General features: G+C 67.1%; 12 protein-coding genes and 1 pseudogene. All 13 read left to right on the forward strand.

Annotated features, from left to right (window positions below; translation table 11 throughout):
- Positions 1-113 precede the first annotated feature (113 nt).
- The gene (gene pyrH / locus N5C18_RS01135; RefSeq protein WP_006427124.1) at positions 114-842 is read left to right on the forward strand and encodes a UMP kinase; all 729 of its coding nucleotides are present in this window, start codon (positions 114-116) and stop codon (positions 840-842) included.
- Positions 843-938: 96 nt separating this feature from the next.
- Positions 939-1,493 (forward strand): ribosome recycling factor, encoded by a 555-nt coding sequence (gene frr, locus N5C18_RS01140; protein WP_279943608.1) that lies wholly within the window; start codon positions 939-941, stop codon positions 1,491-1,493.
- Between the two features lie 5 nt (positions 1,494-1,498).
- Positions 1,499-2,266 (forward strand): polyprenyl diphosphate synthase, encoded by a 768-nt coding sequence (gene uppS, locus N5C18_RS01145; protein ID WP_049456922.1) that lies wholly within the window; start codon positions 1,499-1,501, stop codon positions 2,264-2,266.
- A complete protein-coding gene (locus tag N5C18_RS01150) occupies positions 2,263-3,099 on the forward strand; it encodes a phosphatidate cytidylyltransferase (RefSeq protein ID WP_279943609.1) in 837 nt (278 codons plus the stop codon). Before uppS ends, N5C18_RS01150 begins: the two co-directional genes overlap by 4 nt.
- 2 nt (positions 3,100-3,101) lie before the next feature.
- Positions 3,102-4,292 carry a 1-deoxy-D-xylulose-5-phosphate reductoisomerase gene (locus tag N5C18_RS01155; protein ID WP_053508237.1) on the forward strand — a complete coding sequence of 397 codons (1,191 nt, stop codon included), beginning with the start codon at positions 3,102-3,104 and terminating at the stop codon, positions 4,290-4,292.
- 55 nt (positions 4,293-4,347) lie between these two features.
- Positions 4,348-5,706: an RIP metalloprotease RseP gene (gene rseP / locus N5C18_RS01160; protein ID WP_053508239.1), complete on the forward strand. Its 1,359-nt coding sequence runs from the start codon at positions 4,348-4,350 to the stop codon at positions 5,704-5,706.
- Positions 5,707-5,780: 74 nt separating this feature from the next.
- The gene (gene bamA / locus N5C18_RS01165; protein WP_053508240.1) at positions 5,781-8,144 is read left to right on the forward strand and encodes an outer membrane protein assembly factor BamA; all 2,364 of its coding nucleotides are present in this window, start codon (positions 5,781-5,783) and stop codon (positions 8,142-8,144) included.
- 427 nt (positions 8,145-8,571) lie between these two features.
- Complete coding sequence (gene lpxD, locus N5C18_RS01170) at positions 8,572-9,594, forward strand: UDP-3-O-(3-hydroxymyristoyl)glucosamine N-acyltransferase (RefSeq protein ID WP_053449209.1); 1,023 nt, start codon at positions 8,572-8,574, stop codon at positions 9,592-9,594.
- Positions 9,591-10,049 (forward strand): 3-hydroxyacyl-ACP dehydratase FabZ, encoded by a 459-nt coding sequence (fabZ, locus tag N5C18_RS01175; protein WP_008265823.1) that lies wholly within the window; start codon positions 9,591-9,593, stop codon positions 10,047-10,049. The genes lpxD and fabZ overlap by 4 nt, the downstream gene beginning before the upstream one ends.
- A 16-nt stretch (positions 10,050-10,065) precedes the next feature.
- A complete protein-coding gene (gene lpxA, locus N5C18_RS01180) occupies positions 10,066-10,857 on the forward strand; it encodes an acyl-ACP--UDP-N-acetylglucosamine O-acyltransferase (protein WP_053508242.1) in 792 nt (263 codons plus the stop codon).
- Positions 10,858-10,949: 92 nt separating this feature from the next.
- A pseudogene (gene lpxB / locus N5C18_RS01185) lies at positions 10,950-12,113 on the forward strand (lipid-A-disaccharide synthase); the annotation flags it as partial.
- Complete coding sequence (locus tag N5C18_RS01190) at positions 12,110-12,778, forward strand: ribonuclease HII (protein ID WP_279943610.1); 669 nt, start codon at positions 12,110-12,112, stop codon at positions 12,776-12,778. The pseudogene lpxB and the gene N5C18_RS01190, both read left to right, overlap by 4 nt.
- A gap of 268 nt (positions 12,779-13,046) precedes the next feature.
- Positions 13,047-16,637 (forward strand): DNA polymerase III subunit alpha, encoded by a 3,591-nt coding sequence (gene dnaE / locus N5C18_RS01195; RefSeq protein WP_279943612.1) that lies wholly within the window; start codon positions 13,047-13,049, stop codon positions 16,635-16,637.
- Positions 16,638-16,674 lie beyond the last annotated feature (37 nt).

Raw genomic sequence — 16,674 nt, forward strand, 5'->3', positions numbered from 1 at the left:
CCCCGGCTGGCTGGGGCAAACGCCGGAATTTTGCGCCGCAGTGCACAAAACACTTTGGCAGGACGCTGCATGCGCGTAGAATCGCCCGCGATTTCCACGCACCCGAGGTCCCCATGTCCAAGCTCGCCTATCGCCGCATCCTTCTGAAACTGTCCGGGGAGGCGCTGATGGGAGATGAGGACTACGGCATCGACCCGAAGATCATCAACCGCCTGGCCCGCGAGGTCATCGAAGCCCAGCAGGCCGGTGCCGAAGTGGCCCTGGTGATCGGCGGCGGCAACATCTTCCGCGGTGCCGGCCTGGCCGCTGGCGGCATGGACCGCGTCACCGGCGACCAGATGGGCATGCTGGCCACGGTCATCAACGCCCTGGCCATGCAGGACGCCCTGGAGAAGCTGGGCGCCAAGGCCCGCGTGATGAGCGCGATCAAGATCAACGACGTGTGCGAGGACTACATCCGCCGCCGCGCCATCCGCCACCTGGAAAAGGGCCGCCTGGTGATCTTCGCCGCCGGCGTCGGCAGCCCGTTCTTCACCACCGATTCCGGCGCCGCCCTGCGCGCGATCGAGATCGGCGCCGACCTGCTACTGAAGGCCACCAAGGTCGACGGCGTGTACGACAAGGACCCGAACAAGCACAGCGATGCGGTGCGCTTCGACAGCCTGAGCTACGACGAAGTGATCCGGCGCGGCCTGGAAGTGATGGATACCGCCGCCTTCGCCCTGGCCCGTGACAGCGACCTGCCGATGCGCGTGTTCGACATGGGCCAGCCGGGCGAGCTGCTGAAGATCCTCAACGGCGAGAACATCGGCACCCTGGTCCAGGGCCGCGATCAGGCCTGAGCCTGAGCGCGAGGCGACAACCGGGCCGATCCAGGCCCGGCAGCGTCCCGTATTCGCCTATAATCGCCCGATTCCAGATACATCCAGGACCGGGCGATGCTCAACGACATCAAGAACAACGCGCAGACGCGCATGGCCAAGAGCATCGACGCTCTGAAGCACACCCTCACCTCCATCCGCACCGGGCGTGCCACTCCCGCCCTGCTGGACCGCGTGACGGTGAATGCCTATGGCAATGCCAGCACCCCGCTGAACCAGGTCGCCTCGATCTCCAACGCTGATGCCCACTCGCTGCTGGTCACGCCCTTCGACAAGAGCATGATCAAGGAAATCGAGAAGGGGCTGTACAACCACGAGTTCACTCCGAACACGCTGGGCGCCGCAATCCGCATCAACATGCCGCCGCCGACCGAAGAGCGCCGCAAGGAGCTGGTCAAGCAGGTGCAGAAGGAAGGCGAAGGCGCCAAGATTGCCGTGCGCAACATCCGTCAGGACGCAAACAAGGAAATCGCCAAGCTGGTCAAGGACAAGGCGATCAGCGAAGACGAGAAGAAGCGCGGCGAAGACGACATCCAGAAGCTGACCGACGCCAACATCAAGGACGTCGACAAGGTCGTCGCCGACAAGGAAAAAGAACTGCTGTCGGTCTGAAGTCGATGCCTTCAGTCCCGCCTCCGTTGCCGGCTGCCCTGCCCCGCCACGTTGCCATCATCATGGATGGCAACGGCCGTTGGGCGCAGCAGCGCCGCCGCCCGCGCGTGATCGGCCACCGTGCCGGCGCGCGCGCGGTCAACCGCACCATCGAGCGCTGCCTTGAACTGGGCATTCCCGCGCTGACCCTGTTCGCGTTCTCCAGCGAGAACTGGGGCCGGCCGCAGGAAGAAGTCGATGCGTTGATGAAGCTGTTCCTCGGCGCGCTCGACCGCGAAGTGGACGAGCTGCACCGGCGTGGCGTGCGCGTGCGCTTCATCGGTGAACGCGAGCGCTTCGGTGCCGGCCTGGTCAGCCGCATGCAGCTGGCCGAGCAGCGCACCGCTGACAACACCACCCTGACCCTGTCGATCGCCGCCAGCTACGGTGGCCGCCAGGATATCGCCCGTGCCGCGCGCGCCCTGGCCGTGGAAGTGGCCGCGGGCCGCCTGCTGCCCGAACAGATCGACGAATCGCTGCTGGGCAGCCAGGTGGCCCTGGCCGACCTGCCGGCCCCGGACCTGTTCATCCGCACCGGCGGCGATACCCGCATCAGCAACTTCCTGCTGTGGCAGCTGGCCTACACCGAGCTGTGGTTCACCGAGGCCCTGTGGCCGGACTTCGATGCCGAACTGCTGCAGCAGGCGCTGGACGCCTATGCCAGCCGCGAGCGTCGTTTCGGTTTGACCAGCGCCCAGATCGCCGCACTGGCCACCGAGACCTCCAGCCCATGACCAAGACCCGAGTACTCGCCGCGCTGATCATGGCGCCGGTGGCCATTGCCGCGATCCTGCTGCTGCCGACGCAATGGCTGGCCGCCGCCGCTGCCGCCGTGCTGCTGATCGGCCTGTGGGAGTGGCTGAAGCTGGCCGGCATCGAAGACACCCTGGCGCGCACCGTGCTGCTGGTGCTGAACCTGCTGCTGATGGTGCTGCTGGTGTGGGCCGATGGCAGCACGCTGGTGCTGTTCCAGATCACGACACTGGCCGGTGTCGCCTGGTGGCTGGCCGCGCTGGTCTGGCTGCGCTTCTTCCACTTCGGCGCACAGCCGACGGCGCCCTCGCGGATCGTGAAGATGCTGGCCGGCACCCTGGCCATCGTGCCGGCCTGGGCCGCACTGGTGCTGATCCATGCCGGCGGCGATCCGCCGGGCAAGCAGGGCCACCTGTGGCTGCTGGCCGCGCTGGCGCTGGTCTGGGCAGCCGATTCGGGCGCCTATTTCGCCGGCCGGCGCTTCGGCAAGCACAAGCTGGCCCCGCGCATCAGCCCCAACAAGACCTGGGAAGGCCTGTTCGGCGGCCTGCTGGCCGGTGTTGCCGTGGCCGTGGGCCTGGGCTGGTTGGCGGGCATCGACGTCGCGCACCTGCCGGGCCTGCTGATCACCTCGGTGGTGGCGGTGTTCGCATCGGTGCTGGGCGATCTGTTCGAAAGCCTGATCAAGCGCCACGCCGGTGCCAAGGACTCCGGTCACCTGATTCCGGGCCATGGCGGCGTGCTCGACCGTGTCGACGGCGTCCTCGCCGCCGTTCCGGTGTTCGCGCTGGGCAAGGAAATCTTCGGGTTCTGACCATGAATGCTGCTGCAGACCTGCGCCGGGTCGCCGTTCTCGGCGCCACCGGCTCGATCGGTGCCTCCACGCTGGACGTGATCGCCCGCCACCCGCAGCGCTACCGGGCGACCGTGCTGGCTGCCGGCCGCCAGCTGCAGGCCTTGCTGGCACTGTGCCGCCAGCACGAACCCGAGCACGCGGTGATCGCTGACGAGTCGCTGTACGCCGGGCTGCGCGATGGCCTGCGCGAGGCTGGGCTGTCCACCGAGGCCCATGCGGGTGCCGCCGCACTGGACCAGCTGGCCGCCAGCGATGCCTGCGACACCGTGGTCGCGGCCATCGTCGGCGCCGCCGGGCTGTCCTCGACCCTGGCCGCCGCAGCGGCCGGCAAGCGCATCCTGCTGGCCAACAAGGAGTCGCTGGTGCTGGCCGGCGAGCTGCTGACCCGCACCGCCGAACGTGCCGGCGCCGAAATCATCCCGATCGACAGCGAACACAGCGCGATCTTCCAGTGCCTGCGCTCGCGCGATGCCAGCATCGAGGGGGCCGGCGTACGCCGGATCCTGCTGACCGCCTCCGGCGGCCCGTTCCGTGGCCGCAGCCGTGCCGAGCTGGCCCAGGTCACCCCGGCGCAGGCGGTGGCACACCCGAAGTGGTCGATGGGGCCGAAGATCTCGGTCGATTCGGCGACGTTGATGAACAAGGGCCTGGAAGTCATCGAGGCGCATCACCTGTTCGCGGTGCCCGGCGAGCGCATCGAGGTGCTGGTGCATCCGCAGAGCCTGGTGCATTCGCTGGTCGAGTTCGTGGACGGCTCGACCCTGGCGCAGATGGGCCTGCCGGACATGCGCACCACGCTTGCGGTCGGCCTCGGCTGGCCGCAGCGCATCGAGTCTGGCGTGGCCGGGCTGGATCTGCTGGCCCAGGGCCGGCTGGATTTCGAGGCCCCGGACACCGACGCGTTCCCCTGCCTGGCCCTGGCCTGGCAGGCGATGCAGGCCGGCGGCACCGCACCGGCGGTGCTGAACGCCGCCAACGAAGAGGCGGTTTCAGCATTTCTTCAGGGCCGGATCGGTTTCCTGACCATCCCGGAGCTGGTTGCTAACGCTCTTTCAACACTGCCGACCCAAGCAGCCGATACACTGGAGGTCCTGTTGTCCGCCGACCAGCGGGCACGCCAGCTGACCCTGAACGCCATCGACGCCGCCTGAACGATTGCCTCGCCCCGCATGACGACGCCGCCTCTGCCCGCCACTGTGAGCCTGCATGACTGACTTCATCGGATCGGTCTGGTGGATGATTGTCAGCCTCGGGCTGCTGGTCACGTTCCACGAATTCGGGCATTACTGGGTCGGCCGCCTGTGCGGGGTCAAGATCCTGCGCTTCTCGGTCGGCTTTGGCCGCCCGCTGTGGTCACGCCGCGACCGGCACGGCACCGAGTTCGCCATCGCCGCCATTCCGCTGGGCGGCTACGTGAAATTCCTCGACGAACGCGAGGTCGAAGTCCATCCGCACGAGCGCGGCCAGGCCTTCAACCACAAGACCGTCTGGCAGCGCATCGCGATTGTCGCCGCCGGCCCGATCGCCAACCTGCTGCTGTGCATCCTGCTGCTGTGGGCGATGTTCGTGATCGGCAAGCAGGATTATTCGCCGACCATCGGCCGGGTCAGCGGCATCGCCGCCACGGCCGGGCTGCTCAGCGGCGACCGCGTGCTGCGGGTGGATGACCGCCAGGTGGTCACGCTGGGCGATGCCAGCATGGCACTGACTGCGGCGGCGATGGACCGCCGCGACGTGAAGCTGGAAGTGCTCGACCCTGCCGACCAGGTGCGCGTGCGTACCCTGCCGCTGTCGCAGCTGCCGGCCGGATTCGATGAACGGCGGGTACCGATCCTGGCCGGCCTGTACTGGCAATCCTGGCTGCAGCCGGCGCTGGTCGACTCGTTGACCGCCGATTCGGCGGTCGCCGGGCAGCTGCAGCCGGGTGATCTGATCGTAGCGATCGATGGCCAGCGCATTGACAGCGTCGACCAGGTCATCGGCGAAATCCAGGCCCTGGGCCGCGCCGGTGGCCCGGGCATGATCGAGGTCCTGCGCGGCGGCGAACGCCTTGCGCTGGAAGTGACACCGCGACAGGGCAAGGATGGCAAGGGCAACCCGGTCTGGCAGATCGGCGTCGGTTTCCCCACCACCTACAGCCCCGCCTACGACACCCTGCTGCGCTATGGACCGCTCGACGCGGTGACCGTGGCCGTTCGCGAAACCGGCCGCCTGGCCGCCGACTCGCTGGGCATGATGGGTCGCATCGTCACCGGCAAAGCCTCGCTGCAGAACGTTTCCGGGCCGGTCACCATTGCCCGCGTGGCCAATGTCTCGGCCAAGCGCGGCCTCGACTGGTTCCTGCAGTTCCTTGCCCTGCTGTCGCTCAGCCTGTGCATCATCAACCTGCTGCCGATCCCGATCTTGGACGGCGGGCACCTGCTGTATTACCTTATCGAGTTGGTCAAGGGCAGCCCGCTGAGCGAGCGTGCCATCGCCGCCGGCCAATACATCGGCCTGGCGTTGCTGGCCGGGCTGATGGGGTTGGCGTTCTACAACGACATCCTCGGCCTGGTCCCGCGATGAACTTTTCCACGTTGTTGCCGTCTACAGCGTCGGCATCCCGCACCAATGAAATCGACCTTCCTACCGGACGTGACATGACGCGACTCCCCAATCGCCGCCTGCTGGCCCTCGCCCTCGCCGCCGTCACCGGCGCTCCCGCCCTGGCCCAGGCAGCCGAGCCCTTCACTGTCAGCGACATCCGCGTCGATGGCCTGCAGCGCATCAGCTCGGGCACGGTGTTCACCTACCTGCCGGTGGAGCGTGGCGAGACCATCACCGACAACAAGGTCGGCGAGACCATCCGCGCCCTGTACAAGACCGGCTTCTTCGAAGACGTCCAGCTGGACCGCCAGGGCAGCATCCTGGTGGTCACCGTCAAGGAACGCCCGGCAATCAACAAGCTGACCGTCACCGGCAACAAGGACATCAAGTCCGAACAGCTGCTGAAGGGCCTGTCCGACATCGGCCTGACCGAAGGCGGCACCTTCGACCGCCTGAGCCTGGACCGCGTGACCCAGGAACTGCGTCGCCAGTACAACGACCGTGGCAAGTACACCGTCGAGATCACCCCGACCGTGAGCCCGCTGGACCGCAACCGCGTGGACATCGCGATCGCCATCAAGGAAGGCAAGGCGGCCAAGATCCGTCACGTCAACCTGGTCGGTACCGAGAAGTTCGAGAGCAAGGACATCCTGGAGACCTGGGAGTCCAGGGAGCACAACTGGGCGTCGTGGTACCGCCGTGACGACCAGTACTCCAAGGAAAAGCTGTCCGGCGACCTGGAGAAGCTCAACTCCTGGTACCTGGACCGCGGCTATGTCGACTTCAGCATCGATTCGACCCAGGTCTCGATCAGCCCCGACAAGCGCGACATGTTCCTCACCGCCGGCGTGACCGAGGGTGCGCAGTACAAGATCTCCGAGATCAAGGTCAGCGGCGACACCATCCTCCCGCAGGAGGACGTCGAGCGCATGGTGATCCAGAAGTCCGGCGACACGTTCTCGCGTGCACTGCTGGAGTTCAGCTCGGACACCATCACCAATTCGCTGTCCAACATCGGCTACGCGTTCGCCAAGGTGAACCCGATCCCGACCACCAACCGCCCCGACCAGACTGTGGCGATCAACATGCAGGTCGTGCCGGGCCCGCGCGTGTCGGTGCGCCGCATCCTGTTCCGTGGCAACACCCGCACCTCCGACGAAGTGATGCGTCGCGAAATGCGCCAGTTCGAGAACAGCTGGTACTCGCAGGCCGCGATCGACCGTTCCAAGATCCGCCTGCAGCGCCTGGGCTACTTCGAGTCGGTGGACGTCGAAACCCCGGCCGTCAGCGGCAGCAACGACCAGGTCGACGTCGTATACAACGTCAAGGAAACCACCTCCGGCAGCTTCGTGTTCGGCCTGGGCTACTCGCAGTCCTACGGCATGACCACCTCGGTGCAGCTGTCGCAGAACAACTTCCTCGGCGGCGGCAACCGCGTGTCGGTCGAAGCCTCGCGCAGCAGCTACCTGCAGCGCTATGGCTTCAGCTACACCAATCCGTACTTCACCGATGACGGCGTGTCGCTGGGCTACAACCTGTCCTGGCGCGAACTGGACTACTCCGACTTCAACACCGCGCAGTACAACAGCACCAATGGTTCGGCACAGGTGGTGTTCGGCGTGCCGATCACCGAGACCGATACCGTCTCGCTGATGTTCGGCATCGACAGCAACCAGATCACCACCTACCCTGGCTCGACCCCGCAGTCGATCATCGACTACATCAACGTGCTGGGCAGCAAGACCTTCCACGCGTGGCGCACGGAACTGGGCTGGGCTCGTGACTCCCGTAACGACTACTTCATGCCGACCCGCGGCACCTATCAGCGCGTTGGCCTGGAAACGACGCTGCCGGGCTCGACCATCGAGTACTACAAGCTGAATTACCAGATCAGCAAGTACTGGCCGATCATGCCGTCGCTGGTGATCAACACGCGCGCCGAAGTCGGTTACGGCGACAGCTACGGCAAGGACAAGACCGCGATGGTGCCGGACAAGGATGGCAAACTGCGCCCGGTCACCGCCACCGGACTGCCGTTCTATGAGAACTTCTACGCTGGCGGTACCAACTCGGTGCGCGGCTTCGAGGACAACACCCTCGGCCCGCGCGAAGTCACCAACGGCTATCCGGAAGGCCAGCCGCTGGGTGGTTCGCTGAAGACCGTCGGTTCGGTCGAAGCCTACTTCCCGCGCCTGTTCGACAGCCCGTCGGCGCGCGTGTCGGCCTTCGTCGACTTCGGCAACGTCTACAACGGCACCAAGAACTTCAAGGCCAACGAACTGCGCGTGTCCACCGGTGTGGCCCTGTTGTGGCGCGCCCCGGTCGGTCCGATCTCGATCAGCTACGCCTTCCCGCTGAAGAAGGAAGACGACGACAAGATCGAACGCCTGCAATTCACCTTCGGTGGGCAGTTCTGACGAACCGCCCTGCGGTTCATCAGAACTGCACGCGCATCCCTCCTATCCCCCGCGCCGTCGGCGCGCCCCCCTTAACAAAGGGGGGCTCTCCACCAGACGGGGTGCGAAGCGCCGGGCCCTGCCCGGCGTTTTCGTTTGGTCCGGATGCCGGAAGCGCCCGCTCTGCTTTTGAGCTTTGATCTTTTCTGTTTTTCCGTGGCTGGCACACGCGCCACGCCGCCGGAGGTCAGACGGGGTGGGGCTGCGGGGGTGTGAGCCGCATGGATGCGGCGACCAAGGCTACATGGACGTACTTGCGCCGTCCCCCGCAGCCCCGCCCCGTCCGACCCAGCCCATGGGACTGGCTCTGCCGGCCGCGAGGGGCCCCGCCGTTGGCTGCATGACCGCCCCGCATGACCGCAATGGCGTCACACGTTAAACTCCCGCCGTGAATACTCCCACCTACACCGCCCAGCAACTCGCCGAGCAGTTCGGCCTGCAGGTCCATGGCGACCCCGCCACCGCCATCCATGGCGTGGCCACCCTCGCCCATGCCGGTCCTGGCCAGCTGACGTTCCTCTCCAATCCGCGCTACCGCGCCCAGCTGGCCGATAGCCAGGCCTCGCTGGTGGTGCTGCGGGCCGACGACGCCGAGGCCGCCCCGGGCGCCGCGCTGGTGGCCAAGGACCCGTACACGGCCTTCGCCAAGATCGCCGCGCTGTTCGACATCGCGCCGACACGGCCGCCAGGCATCCACCCCAGCGCCGTCATCGACCCCACCGCCCAGGTTGCAGCCAGCGCCCATATCGGCCCGTTCGTCTCCATCGGCGCGCGCAGCGTGGTCGGCGAGAACTGCATCATCGGCACCGGCAGCGTGATCGGCGAAGACTGCAGCCTCGACAGCGGCTGCGAGCTGATCGCGCGGGTCACCCTGGTCACCCGGGTCAGGCTCGGCAAGCGCGTGCGCGTGCATCCTGGCGCCGTGCTCGGCGCCGATGGCTTCGGCCTGGCAATGGACGCCGGCAAGTGGATCAAGGTGCCGCAGCTGGGCGGCGTGCGCATCGGCGACGATTGCGAGATCGGCGCCAATACCTGCGTCGACCGCGGTGCGCTGGAAGACACCGTGCTGGACGACGACGTGCGCCTGGACAACCTGGTGCAGATCGCACACAACGTTCAGATCGGCGCGCACTCGGCCATCGCCGGCTGCACCGGCATCGCCGGCAGCGCCAAGATCGGCCGTTACTGCCTGCTTGGCGGCCACGTCGGCGTGGTTGGCCACCTGGAGATCTGCGACAAGGTCGTGATCACCGGCAAATCGGTGGTCCGCAACTCCATCCATGAGCCGGGCGAGTACTCGTCCGGCACCCCGTTGACCGATAACCGCACGTGGCGCAAGAACGCCGCGCGCTTCAAGCAGCTGGACGCATTGGCTCGCCGCGTCCTGGCCGCTGGCAAGGAGAAAGAATGAACGACACGCTGCAGCTTCCTATCGACGTCTGCCAGATCCAGGAACTGCTCCCGCACCGTTACCCGTTCCTGCTGGTCGACCGGGTGCTTGAGCTCGACATCGAGGCCAAGCGCATCCTGGCGCAGAAGAACGTGAGCATCAACGAGCCCTTCTTCCAGGGCCACTTCCCGGGCCGCCCGATCATGCCCGGCGTGCTGATCATCGAAGCGCTGGCCCAGGCCGGTGGCGTGATGACCCAGCTCACGCTCGGCCGTGACTCGCAGTCCAAGCTCTTCTACATGGTCAAGGTGGAAAACGCCCGCTTCAACAAGCAGGTCGTCCCCGGCGACGTGCTGATGCTGGATGTGCAGATGAAGCGCCTGATCCGCAACATGGGCTGGTACTACGGCGAAGCCAAGGTCAACGGCGAAGTCGTTGCCTCGGCCGAAGTCATGTGCGCCGGCGCCAAGGGCTGATCCACTGGAGGCAGGAATGACTGACAACGCACCCCGGATCCACCCGACCGCCGTCATCGATCCGGCCGCACGCCTGGCCGACGATGTGCAGGTGGGCGCCTTCAGCCTGATCGGTGCCGATGTGGAAATCGGCGCCGGCACGGTGGTCGGCCCCCATTGCAGCATCCATGGCCCGACCCGGATCGGCCGCGACAACCGCTTCATCGGCCACGCGGCGATCGGTGGCGAGCCGCAGGACAAGAAATTCGCCGGCGAGCGTACGGAGCTGGTGATCGGCGACCGCAACGTGTTCCGCGAATTCGTCACCGTCAACCGCGGCACCGGCGGCGGCGGCGGCATCACCACCATCGGCGATGACAACTGGATGCTGGCCTACACGCACGTGGCGCACGACTGCCACGTCGGCAACTTCTGCGTGTTTTCCAACAACACCACCCTGGCCGGCCACGTCATCGTGGGGGATTACGTGATCATCAGCGGCTTCGCCGGTGCCCACCAGTTCTGCCGCATCGGCGCGCACGCCTTCCTCGGCATGGGCGCGCTGACCAATGGCGACGTTCCGCCGTTCACCATGGTCGGCACCGATTCGCTGGGCCGCCCGCGCGGCATCAACAGCGAGGGCCTGAAGCGCCGCGGTTTCGATGCCGAGCGCATCTCGGCCATCAAGCGTGCCTACCGCACCCTGTACGTGGCAGGCCTGCCGCTGGCCGAGGCCAAGGTGCAGCTGACCGAACAGGCGCGTGCCAGCGATGACGTGAAGGCGATGCTGGACTTCATCGAGCACGCCGAGAGGCCCTTGCTGCGATGAGCAGCACGACCGGCCAGGCGCCGGCCGGCGCCGCTGTGATTCCGCTGGCCTCGATGGCCGGCAGCGTCCCTGCGCAGCGGGTGCTCAGCGAGCGCCCGTTGCGGATCGCACTGGTGGCCGGTGAAGCGTCCGGCGATCTGCTGGGTGCGGGGCTGGTGCGTGAACTGAAAGCACGCTTTCCTAACGCCGAATTCGCCGGCATCGGCGGCGATGCGATGCGCAGCGCCGGCTGCCAGACCTGGCATGACGCCAGCGAACTGGCGGTGATGGGGCTGACCGAAGTACTGCGCCACCTGCCACGACTGCTGAAGCTGCGCTCGGCGTTCCGCCAGCGTGCACTGGAATGGCAGCCGGATGTGTTCATCGGCATCGACGCCCCCGACTTCAACCTTGGCATCGAGCGCTGGCTCAAGCAGCGTGGCGTGCGCACCGTGCACTACGTCAGCCCCTCGGTCTGGGCCTGGCGCGAGAAGCGCGCCGAAAAGATCGGCAACAGCGCCGACCTGGTGCTGTGCCTGTTCCCGATGGAACCGCCGATCTACGCCAGGCACGGCATCGATGCGCGTTTTGTCGGCCACCCGATGGCCGACGACATTCCGCTGCAGGGCAACCGCGAGGAGGCGCGCGCCACGCTTGGCCTGCCGACCTCGGCCAAAGTGCTGGCGGTACTGCCGGGCAGCCGCCTGGGCGAGATCTCACGCCTGGGCGAACCGTTCTTCGAAGCCGCCTGGCAGGTCTCCGAACGCATCCCCGGCCTGCATGTGGTGGTGCCTGCCGCCAATCCGGCGTGCAGGCAGCTGATCGAAGAACAGCTCTCACGCTCGGCGCTGCCGGTGGCCTATTCGCATGTACTCGACGGCCAGGCGCGCAACGCGATGATCGCCGCCGACGTCGTCGTGCTGGCCTCGGGCACCGCCACGCTGGAAGCGATGCTGGTCAAGCGCCCGATGGTGGTCGGCTACCGCGTCAACGAGCTGACCTACCGCCTGGTCAAGGCGCTGGGCCTGATCAAGGTCGACCGTTTCGCGCTTCCCAACATCCTGGCCGGCCAGGATCTGGCCCCGGAACTGATGCAGCACGACTGCACGCCGGACAAGCTGGCGGCGGCCATCCAGCAGTGGTTCGACCATCCGCAGCGCACGGCCGACCTGCAGGGCACCTATGCCCGCCTGCATGAACGCCTGCGCCGCAACGCCTCGGCACGTGCCGCCGATGCGGTCGGCGAGCTGCTGATGCGCGACCAGGCCAAGGCATGAGCCGGCGCCACGCCGCGTCGGCGAGCCTGGCCTTGTTCGATGGCACGGCCGTGGTCGAGCCCGAGCGCCTGATCGCAGGCGTTGACGAGGCCGGGCGCGGCCCGCTGGCCGGGCCGGTGGCCGTTGCCGCGGTGGTGTTTGACCCGGCAAGGCCACGCATCAACGGCCTGGATGATTCCAAGCAGCTCGCCGCCGCGCGCCGCGAGCAACTGCATGACCGCATCATCGAGCGGGCCCTGGCCTGGCATGTGGTGCTGGTCGACGTGGACACCATCGATCGCCTGAACATCTACCAGGCCACCCTGCAGGGCATGCGCGAGGTGGTCGCCGCCGTGGCCCATGTGGCCGGCTTCGCCCGCATCGATGGCAACGTGGTTCCGAAGGGGCTGGTGCTGCCTGCGCAGGCCCTGGTCGGCGGCGACGGCATCGACCGCGCAATCATGGCTGCGTCGATCCTGGCCAAGGTCTCGCGCGATCGCTACATGCAGGACGTGCACGCCCGGCACCCGCAGTACGGCTTCGAGCAGCACAAGGGCTATGGCACCCCGGCCCACCTGGCCGCCCTGCGTGAACACGGCCCCTGCGTGGAACACCGCCGCAGCTTCGCCCCGGTGCGCGAATGCCTGGAAGCGCCGCAAGGGGCGGCCATCCTCGCGACCACCTGAACGGCTGCTGCAATCCCGCTGGGGAATAGTCCCCCTGGGTCATGGGGACGCGCCCACGGCGCGAGGGTCGGGAAGCATGGTGGGACCGGGCCCACGGTTCGCCTGCGGACCCTGCGTAGCGATAGCGCGAATGCGATATCGCGTGCCGTCAAGAGCTTGTCGGCACCCCCTGCCCTCGCTACCCTGACCGGGCACTCCAGCGCTTCCCGACCCCGGCGACGATTTCCCCGTCGGCACCCGGGGCCCGCGCGCTCCAACCTGGTCCGGCATGTCCAACTCCCGCTTCGTACATCTCCACGTCCACACCGAGTTCTCGCTGGCGGACTCGACCATCCGTGTGCCGGCCAAGCCGGACCAGGCGGACCCGAAGAAGGCCAAGCAGGCCAATCTGCTGTCACGCTCGGTCGAGCTCGGGCTGCCCGCGCTGGCCGTGACCGACCTCAACAACCTGTTCGCCCTGGTCAAGTTCTACAAGGCCGCCGAAAGCGTGGGCATCAAGCCGATCGCCGGCGCCGACGTGCTGATCGCCGAGGAAGGCCAGGACCCCTGGCGGATGACCCTGCTGTGCCGCGACCGCGAGGGCTACCTGAGCCTGTCGCGGCTGCTGACCCGCGCCTGGATGGAAGGCCATCGCCCGGAAGGCGGCGTGGCCGTGCACCCGGACTGGCTGAAGGCCGGCAACGCCAACCTGTTCGCGCTGGCCGGGCGGCAGAGCCTGGCCGGGCGCCTGGCGCTGGACGGCAAGCATGAGCTGGCCGAACAGCAGCTGGCCGACTGGCAGCGCGTGTTCGGCGATGGCCTGCACCTGGAACTGACCCGTACCGGCCGCGAAGGCGAGGAGACCTTCAACCAGTTCGCGCTGATGGCCGCCGGCCAGCGCGGCCTGCCGGTGGTGGCCAGCAACGATGTGCGCTTCCTGTCGCCGTCGGATTTCAGCGCGCACGAAGCACGCGTGTGCATTTCCACCGGCCGCGTGCTGGACGACCCCAAGCGTCCGCGCGAGTACAGCGACCAGCAGTACCTGAAGTCGGCCGAGGAGATGTGCGCGCTGTTCGCCGACATCCCCGATGCGATCGACAACACGCTGGCGCTGGCCGAGCGCTGCAACATCGAGATGCGGCTGGGCACCTACTTCCTGCCCAACTACCCGGTGCCGGACGACGAGACCCTGGACACCTGGATCCAGAAGATGTCGCGCGATGGCCTGGAAGAGCGCCTGGAGAAGAATCCGCTGGCGCCGGGCAAGACCCGCGAAGAGTACTTCGAGCGCCTGGAGTTCGAGCTCAACACCATCATCAAGATGGGCTTCCCGGGCTACTTCCTGATCGTGGCCGACTTCATCCAGTGGGGCAAGAACCAGGGCATTCCGATCGGCCCCGGCCGTGGTTCGGGTGCCGGTTCGCTGGTGGCGTGGGCACTGAAGATCACCGACCTGGACCCGCTGCCGTACAACCTGCTGTTCGAGCGCTTCCTGAACCCGGAACGCGTGTCGATGCCCGACTTCGACATCGACTTCTGCATGGACCGCCGCGACGAGGTGATCGACTACGTCGCACGCAAGTACGGGCGCGAGCGCGTCAGCCAGATCATCACCTACGGCACCATGGCCGCCAAGGCAGTGGTGCGCGACTCCGGCCGCGTGCTCGGCTTCCCGTACGGCCTGGTCGACGGCGTTTCCAAGCTGATTCCGAACATCCTCGGCATCCACCTGAAGGATGCGCTGGGCAAGGGCAAGGAAGGCCCCAGCTCGGAAATGGCCTCGGCCGAACTGATCCAGCGCTACGAGACCGAGGACGATGTCCGCGACCTGATCGACCTGGCGCTGCAGCTGGAAGACCTGACCCGCAACGCCGGCAAGCACGCCGGTGGCGTGGTGATCGGGCCGGAGCCGCTGAGCGAGTTCTGCCCGCTGTACGCCGAACATGACGAGAACGGGCTCGGCAAGAACCCGGTCACCCAGTTCGACAAGAACGACGTGGAAGAAGTGGGCCTGGTGAAGTTCGACTTCCTCGGCCTGCGCACGCTGACCATCATCGACTGGGCGGTGAAGGCGATCAACAAGCGCCATGAGCGCGCCGGCATCCCGCCGGTGGACATCGCCGCGATCCCGCTGGACGACACGCCCACCTACAAGGACATCTTCGCCAACGGCAATACCGGCGCGGTGTTCCAGTTCGAATCCTCGGGCATGCGCCGCCTGCTGAAGGACGCGCGCCCCGACCGTTTCGAAGACCTGATCGCGCTGGTGTCGCTGTACCGCCCCGGCCCGATGGACCTGATTCCCTCCTTCAACGCGCGTAAGCACGGCCAGGAAGAAATCATCTATCCCGATCCGCGCACCGAAGCGATCCTGAAGGACACCTACGGCATCATGGTGTACCAGGAGCAGGTGATGCAGATGGCGCAGATCGTCGGCGGCTACTCGCTGGGCGGCGCCGACCTGCTGCGCCGCGCGATGGGCAAGAAGGTGCCGGCGGAGATGGCCAAGCACCGCGAGATCTTCCGCGAAGGCGCGGCCAAGGACGGCGTGGACGAGGCCAAGGCCGATGCGATCTTCGACCTGATGGAGAAGTTCGCCGGCTACGGTTTCAACAAGTCGCACGCCGCCGCCTACGCGCTGGTCAGCTACCAGACCGCATGGCTGAAGCGCCATTACCCGGCCGAGTTCATGGCGGCCACGCTGTCCTCGGACCTGGACAACACCGACAAGGTGGTGGGCTTCCTCGACGAGGTGCGCAACCTCGGCCTGACCGTGCTGCCGCCGAAGGTGAACCAGTCGGCCTTCATGTTCGAAGCGGTGACGCCGGACACCATCCAGTACGGCCTGGGCGCGATCAAGGGCGTTGGCCAGGGTGCCTGCGAAGCCGTGGTCGACGAGCGCCTGAAGGGCGGCGAGTACAAGGACCTGCTCGACTTCTGCACGCGCGTCGGCTCGGCCAAGCTCAACCGGCGCACGCTGGAAGCGATGATCAACTGCGGCGCGCTGGACGAGCTCGGCCACAACCGCGCCTCGCTGATGCTGCAGCTGCCGGAGGTGATCAAGGCCACCGACCAGATGGCACGCGAGCGCGCGTCTGGCCAGAACTCGCTGTTCGGCGGCCCCGACCCGAGTGCAACCACGATCCAGCTGGACTTGCCCCAGGCCGAGGAATGGCCGTTGCTGCAACGCCTGAACGGCGAGCGCGACACGCTGGGCTTCTACCTCAGCGGCCACCCGTTTGATCCGTGGCGCGACGATGTGCGTGACCTGGTCGGCAACGACCTGGGTTCGGTGGAGAAGATCTGGAGCGCCAACAGCGGCGGTGGCGGCGGTGGCGAGAAGCGCTGGCGCCCGGAAGTGCAGACGGTGCTGGCCGGCCAGGTGGTCGGCGTGCGCCGCAAGGGCGAAAGCCAGATCTTCATCCAGCTCGAGGACGGTCGCGGCCGCGTCGAGTGCAGCGCGTTCTCCGACGCGATGGCCGAGTTCGGCCACCTGATGACCAAGGACCGCATCCTGGTGGTCAAGGGCGGCCTGCGCGAGGACGAGTTCAACGGCGGCTTCGCGCTGCGCATCCGCCAGGTCTGGGATTTCGACGAAGTCTGCGCCAACTACGCCACGCGGCTGTCGCTGCGCCTGGACCTGCGCCAGCAGCGCCCGGTCTGGGAACGCATCGATGCCCTGCTCGATCGCCATCGCCCGGGGCGCACCCCGCTGCGCCTGGACCTGCTGCTGAAGGGCCCACAGGGCGGCGTGGCCGGCATGCTTGATGTCTCCGGGCAGAGCGCGGTGCGCATCGACTCCAAGCTGATGGAGGCGCTGCGCGCCGATCCGGCCGTGCGCACGCTGAAGGTGCGCTACAGCCCGCCGTGGGCCAGCTGAGGCTGTGGCCCACGCCCCGGGCTGACTGGCGCCCCCT

This window comes from Stenotrophomonas sp. GD03930 (assembly GCF_029839665.1).
Taxonomy (GTDB): Bacteria; Pseudomonadota; Gammaproteobacteria; order Xanthomonadales; family Xanthomonadaceae; genus Stenotrophomonas; species Stenotrophomonas forensis.

Coding starts and splice junctions, on each gene's coding strand:
- bamA (WP_053508240.1), top strand. CDS start 5,781: ATGACGCGACTCCCCAATCGCCGCCTGCTGGCCCTCGCCCTCGCCGCC.
- lpxA (WP_053508242.1), top strand. CDS start 10,066: ATGACTGACAACGCACCCCGGATCCACCCGACCGCCGTCATCGATCCG.
- uppS (WP_049456922.1), top strand. CDS start 1,499: ATGCCTTCAGTCCCGCCTCCGTTGCCGGCTGCCCTGCCCCGCCACGTT.
- N5C18_RS01190 (WP_279943610.1), top strand. CDS start 12,110: ATGAGCCGGCGCCACGCCGCGTCGGCGAGCCTGGCCTTGTTCGATGGC.
- frr (WP_279943608.1), top strand. CDS start 939: ATGCTCAACGACATCAAGAACAACGCGCAGACGCGCATGGCCAAGAGC.
- fabZ (WP_008265823.1), top strand. CDS start 9,591: ATGAACGACACGCTGCAGCTTCCTATCGACGTCTGCCAGATCCAGGAA.
- N5C18_RS01150 (WP_279943609.1), top strand. CDS start 2,263: ATGACCAAGACCCGAGTACTCGCCGCGCTGATCATGGCGCCGGTGGCC.
- N5C18_RS01155 (WP_053508237.1), top strand. CDS start 3,102: ATGAATGCTGCTGCAGACCTGCGCCGGGTCGCCGTTCTCGGCGCCACC.
- pyrH (WP_006427124.1), top strand. CDS start 114: ATGTCCAAGCTCGCCTATCGCCGCATCCTTCTGAAACTGTCCGGGGAG.
- rseP (WP_053508239.1), top strand. CDS start 4,348: ATGACTGACTTCATCGGATCGGTCTGGTGGATGATTGTCAGCCTCGGG.
- dnaE (WP_279943612.1), top strand. CDS start 13,047: ATGTCCAACTCCCGCTTCGTACATCTCCACGTCCACACCGAGTTCTCG.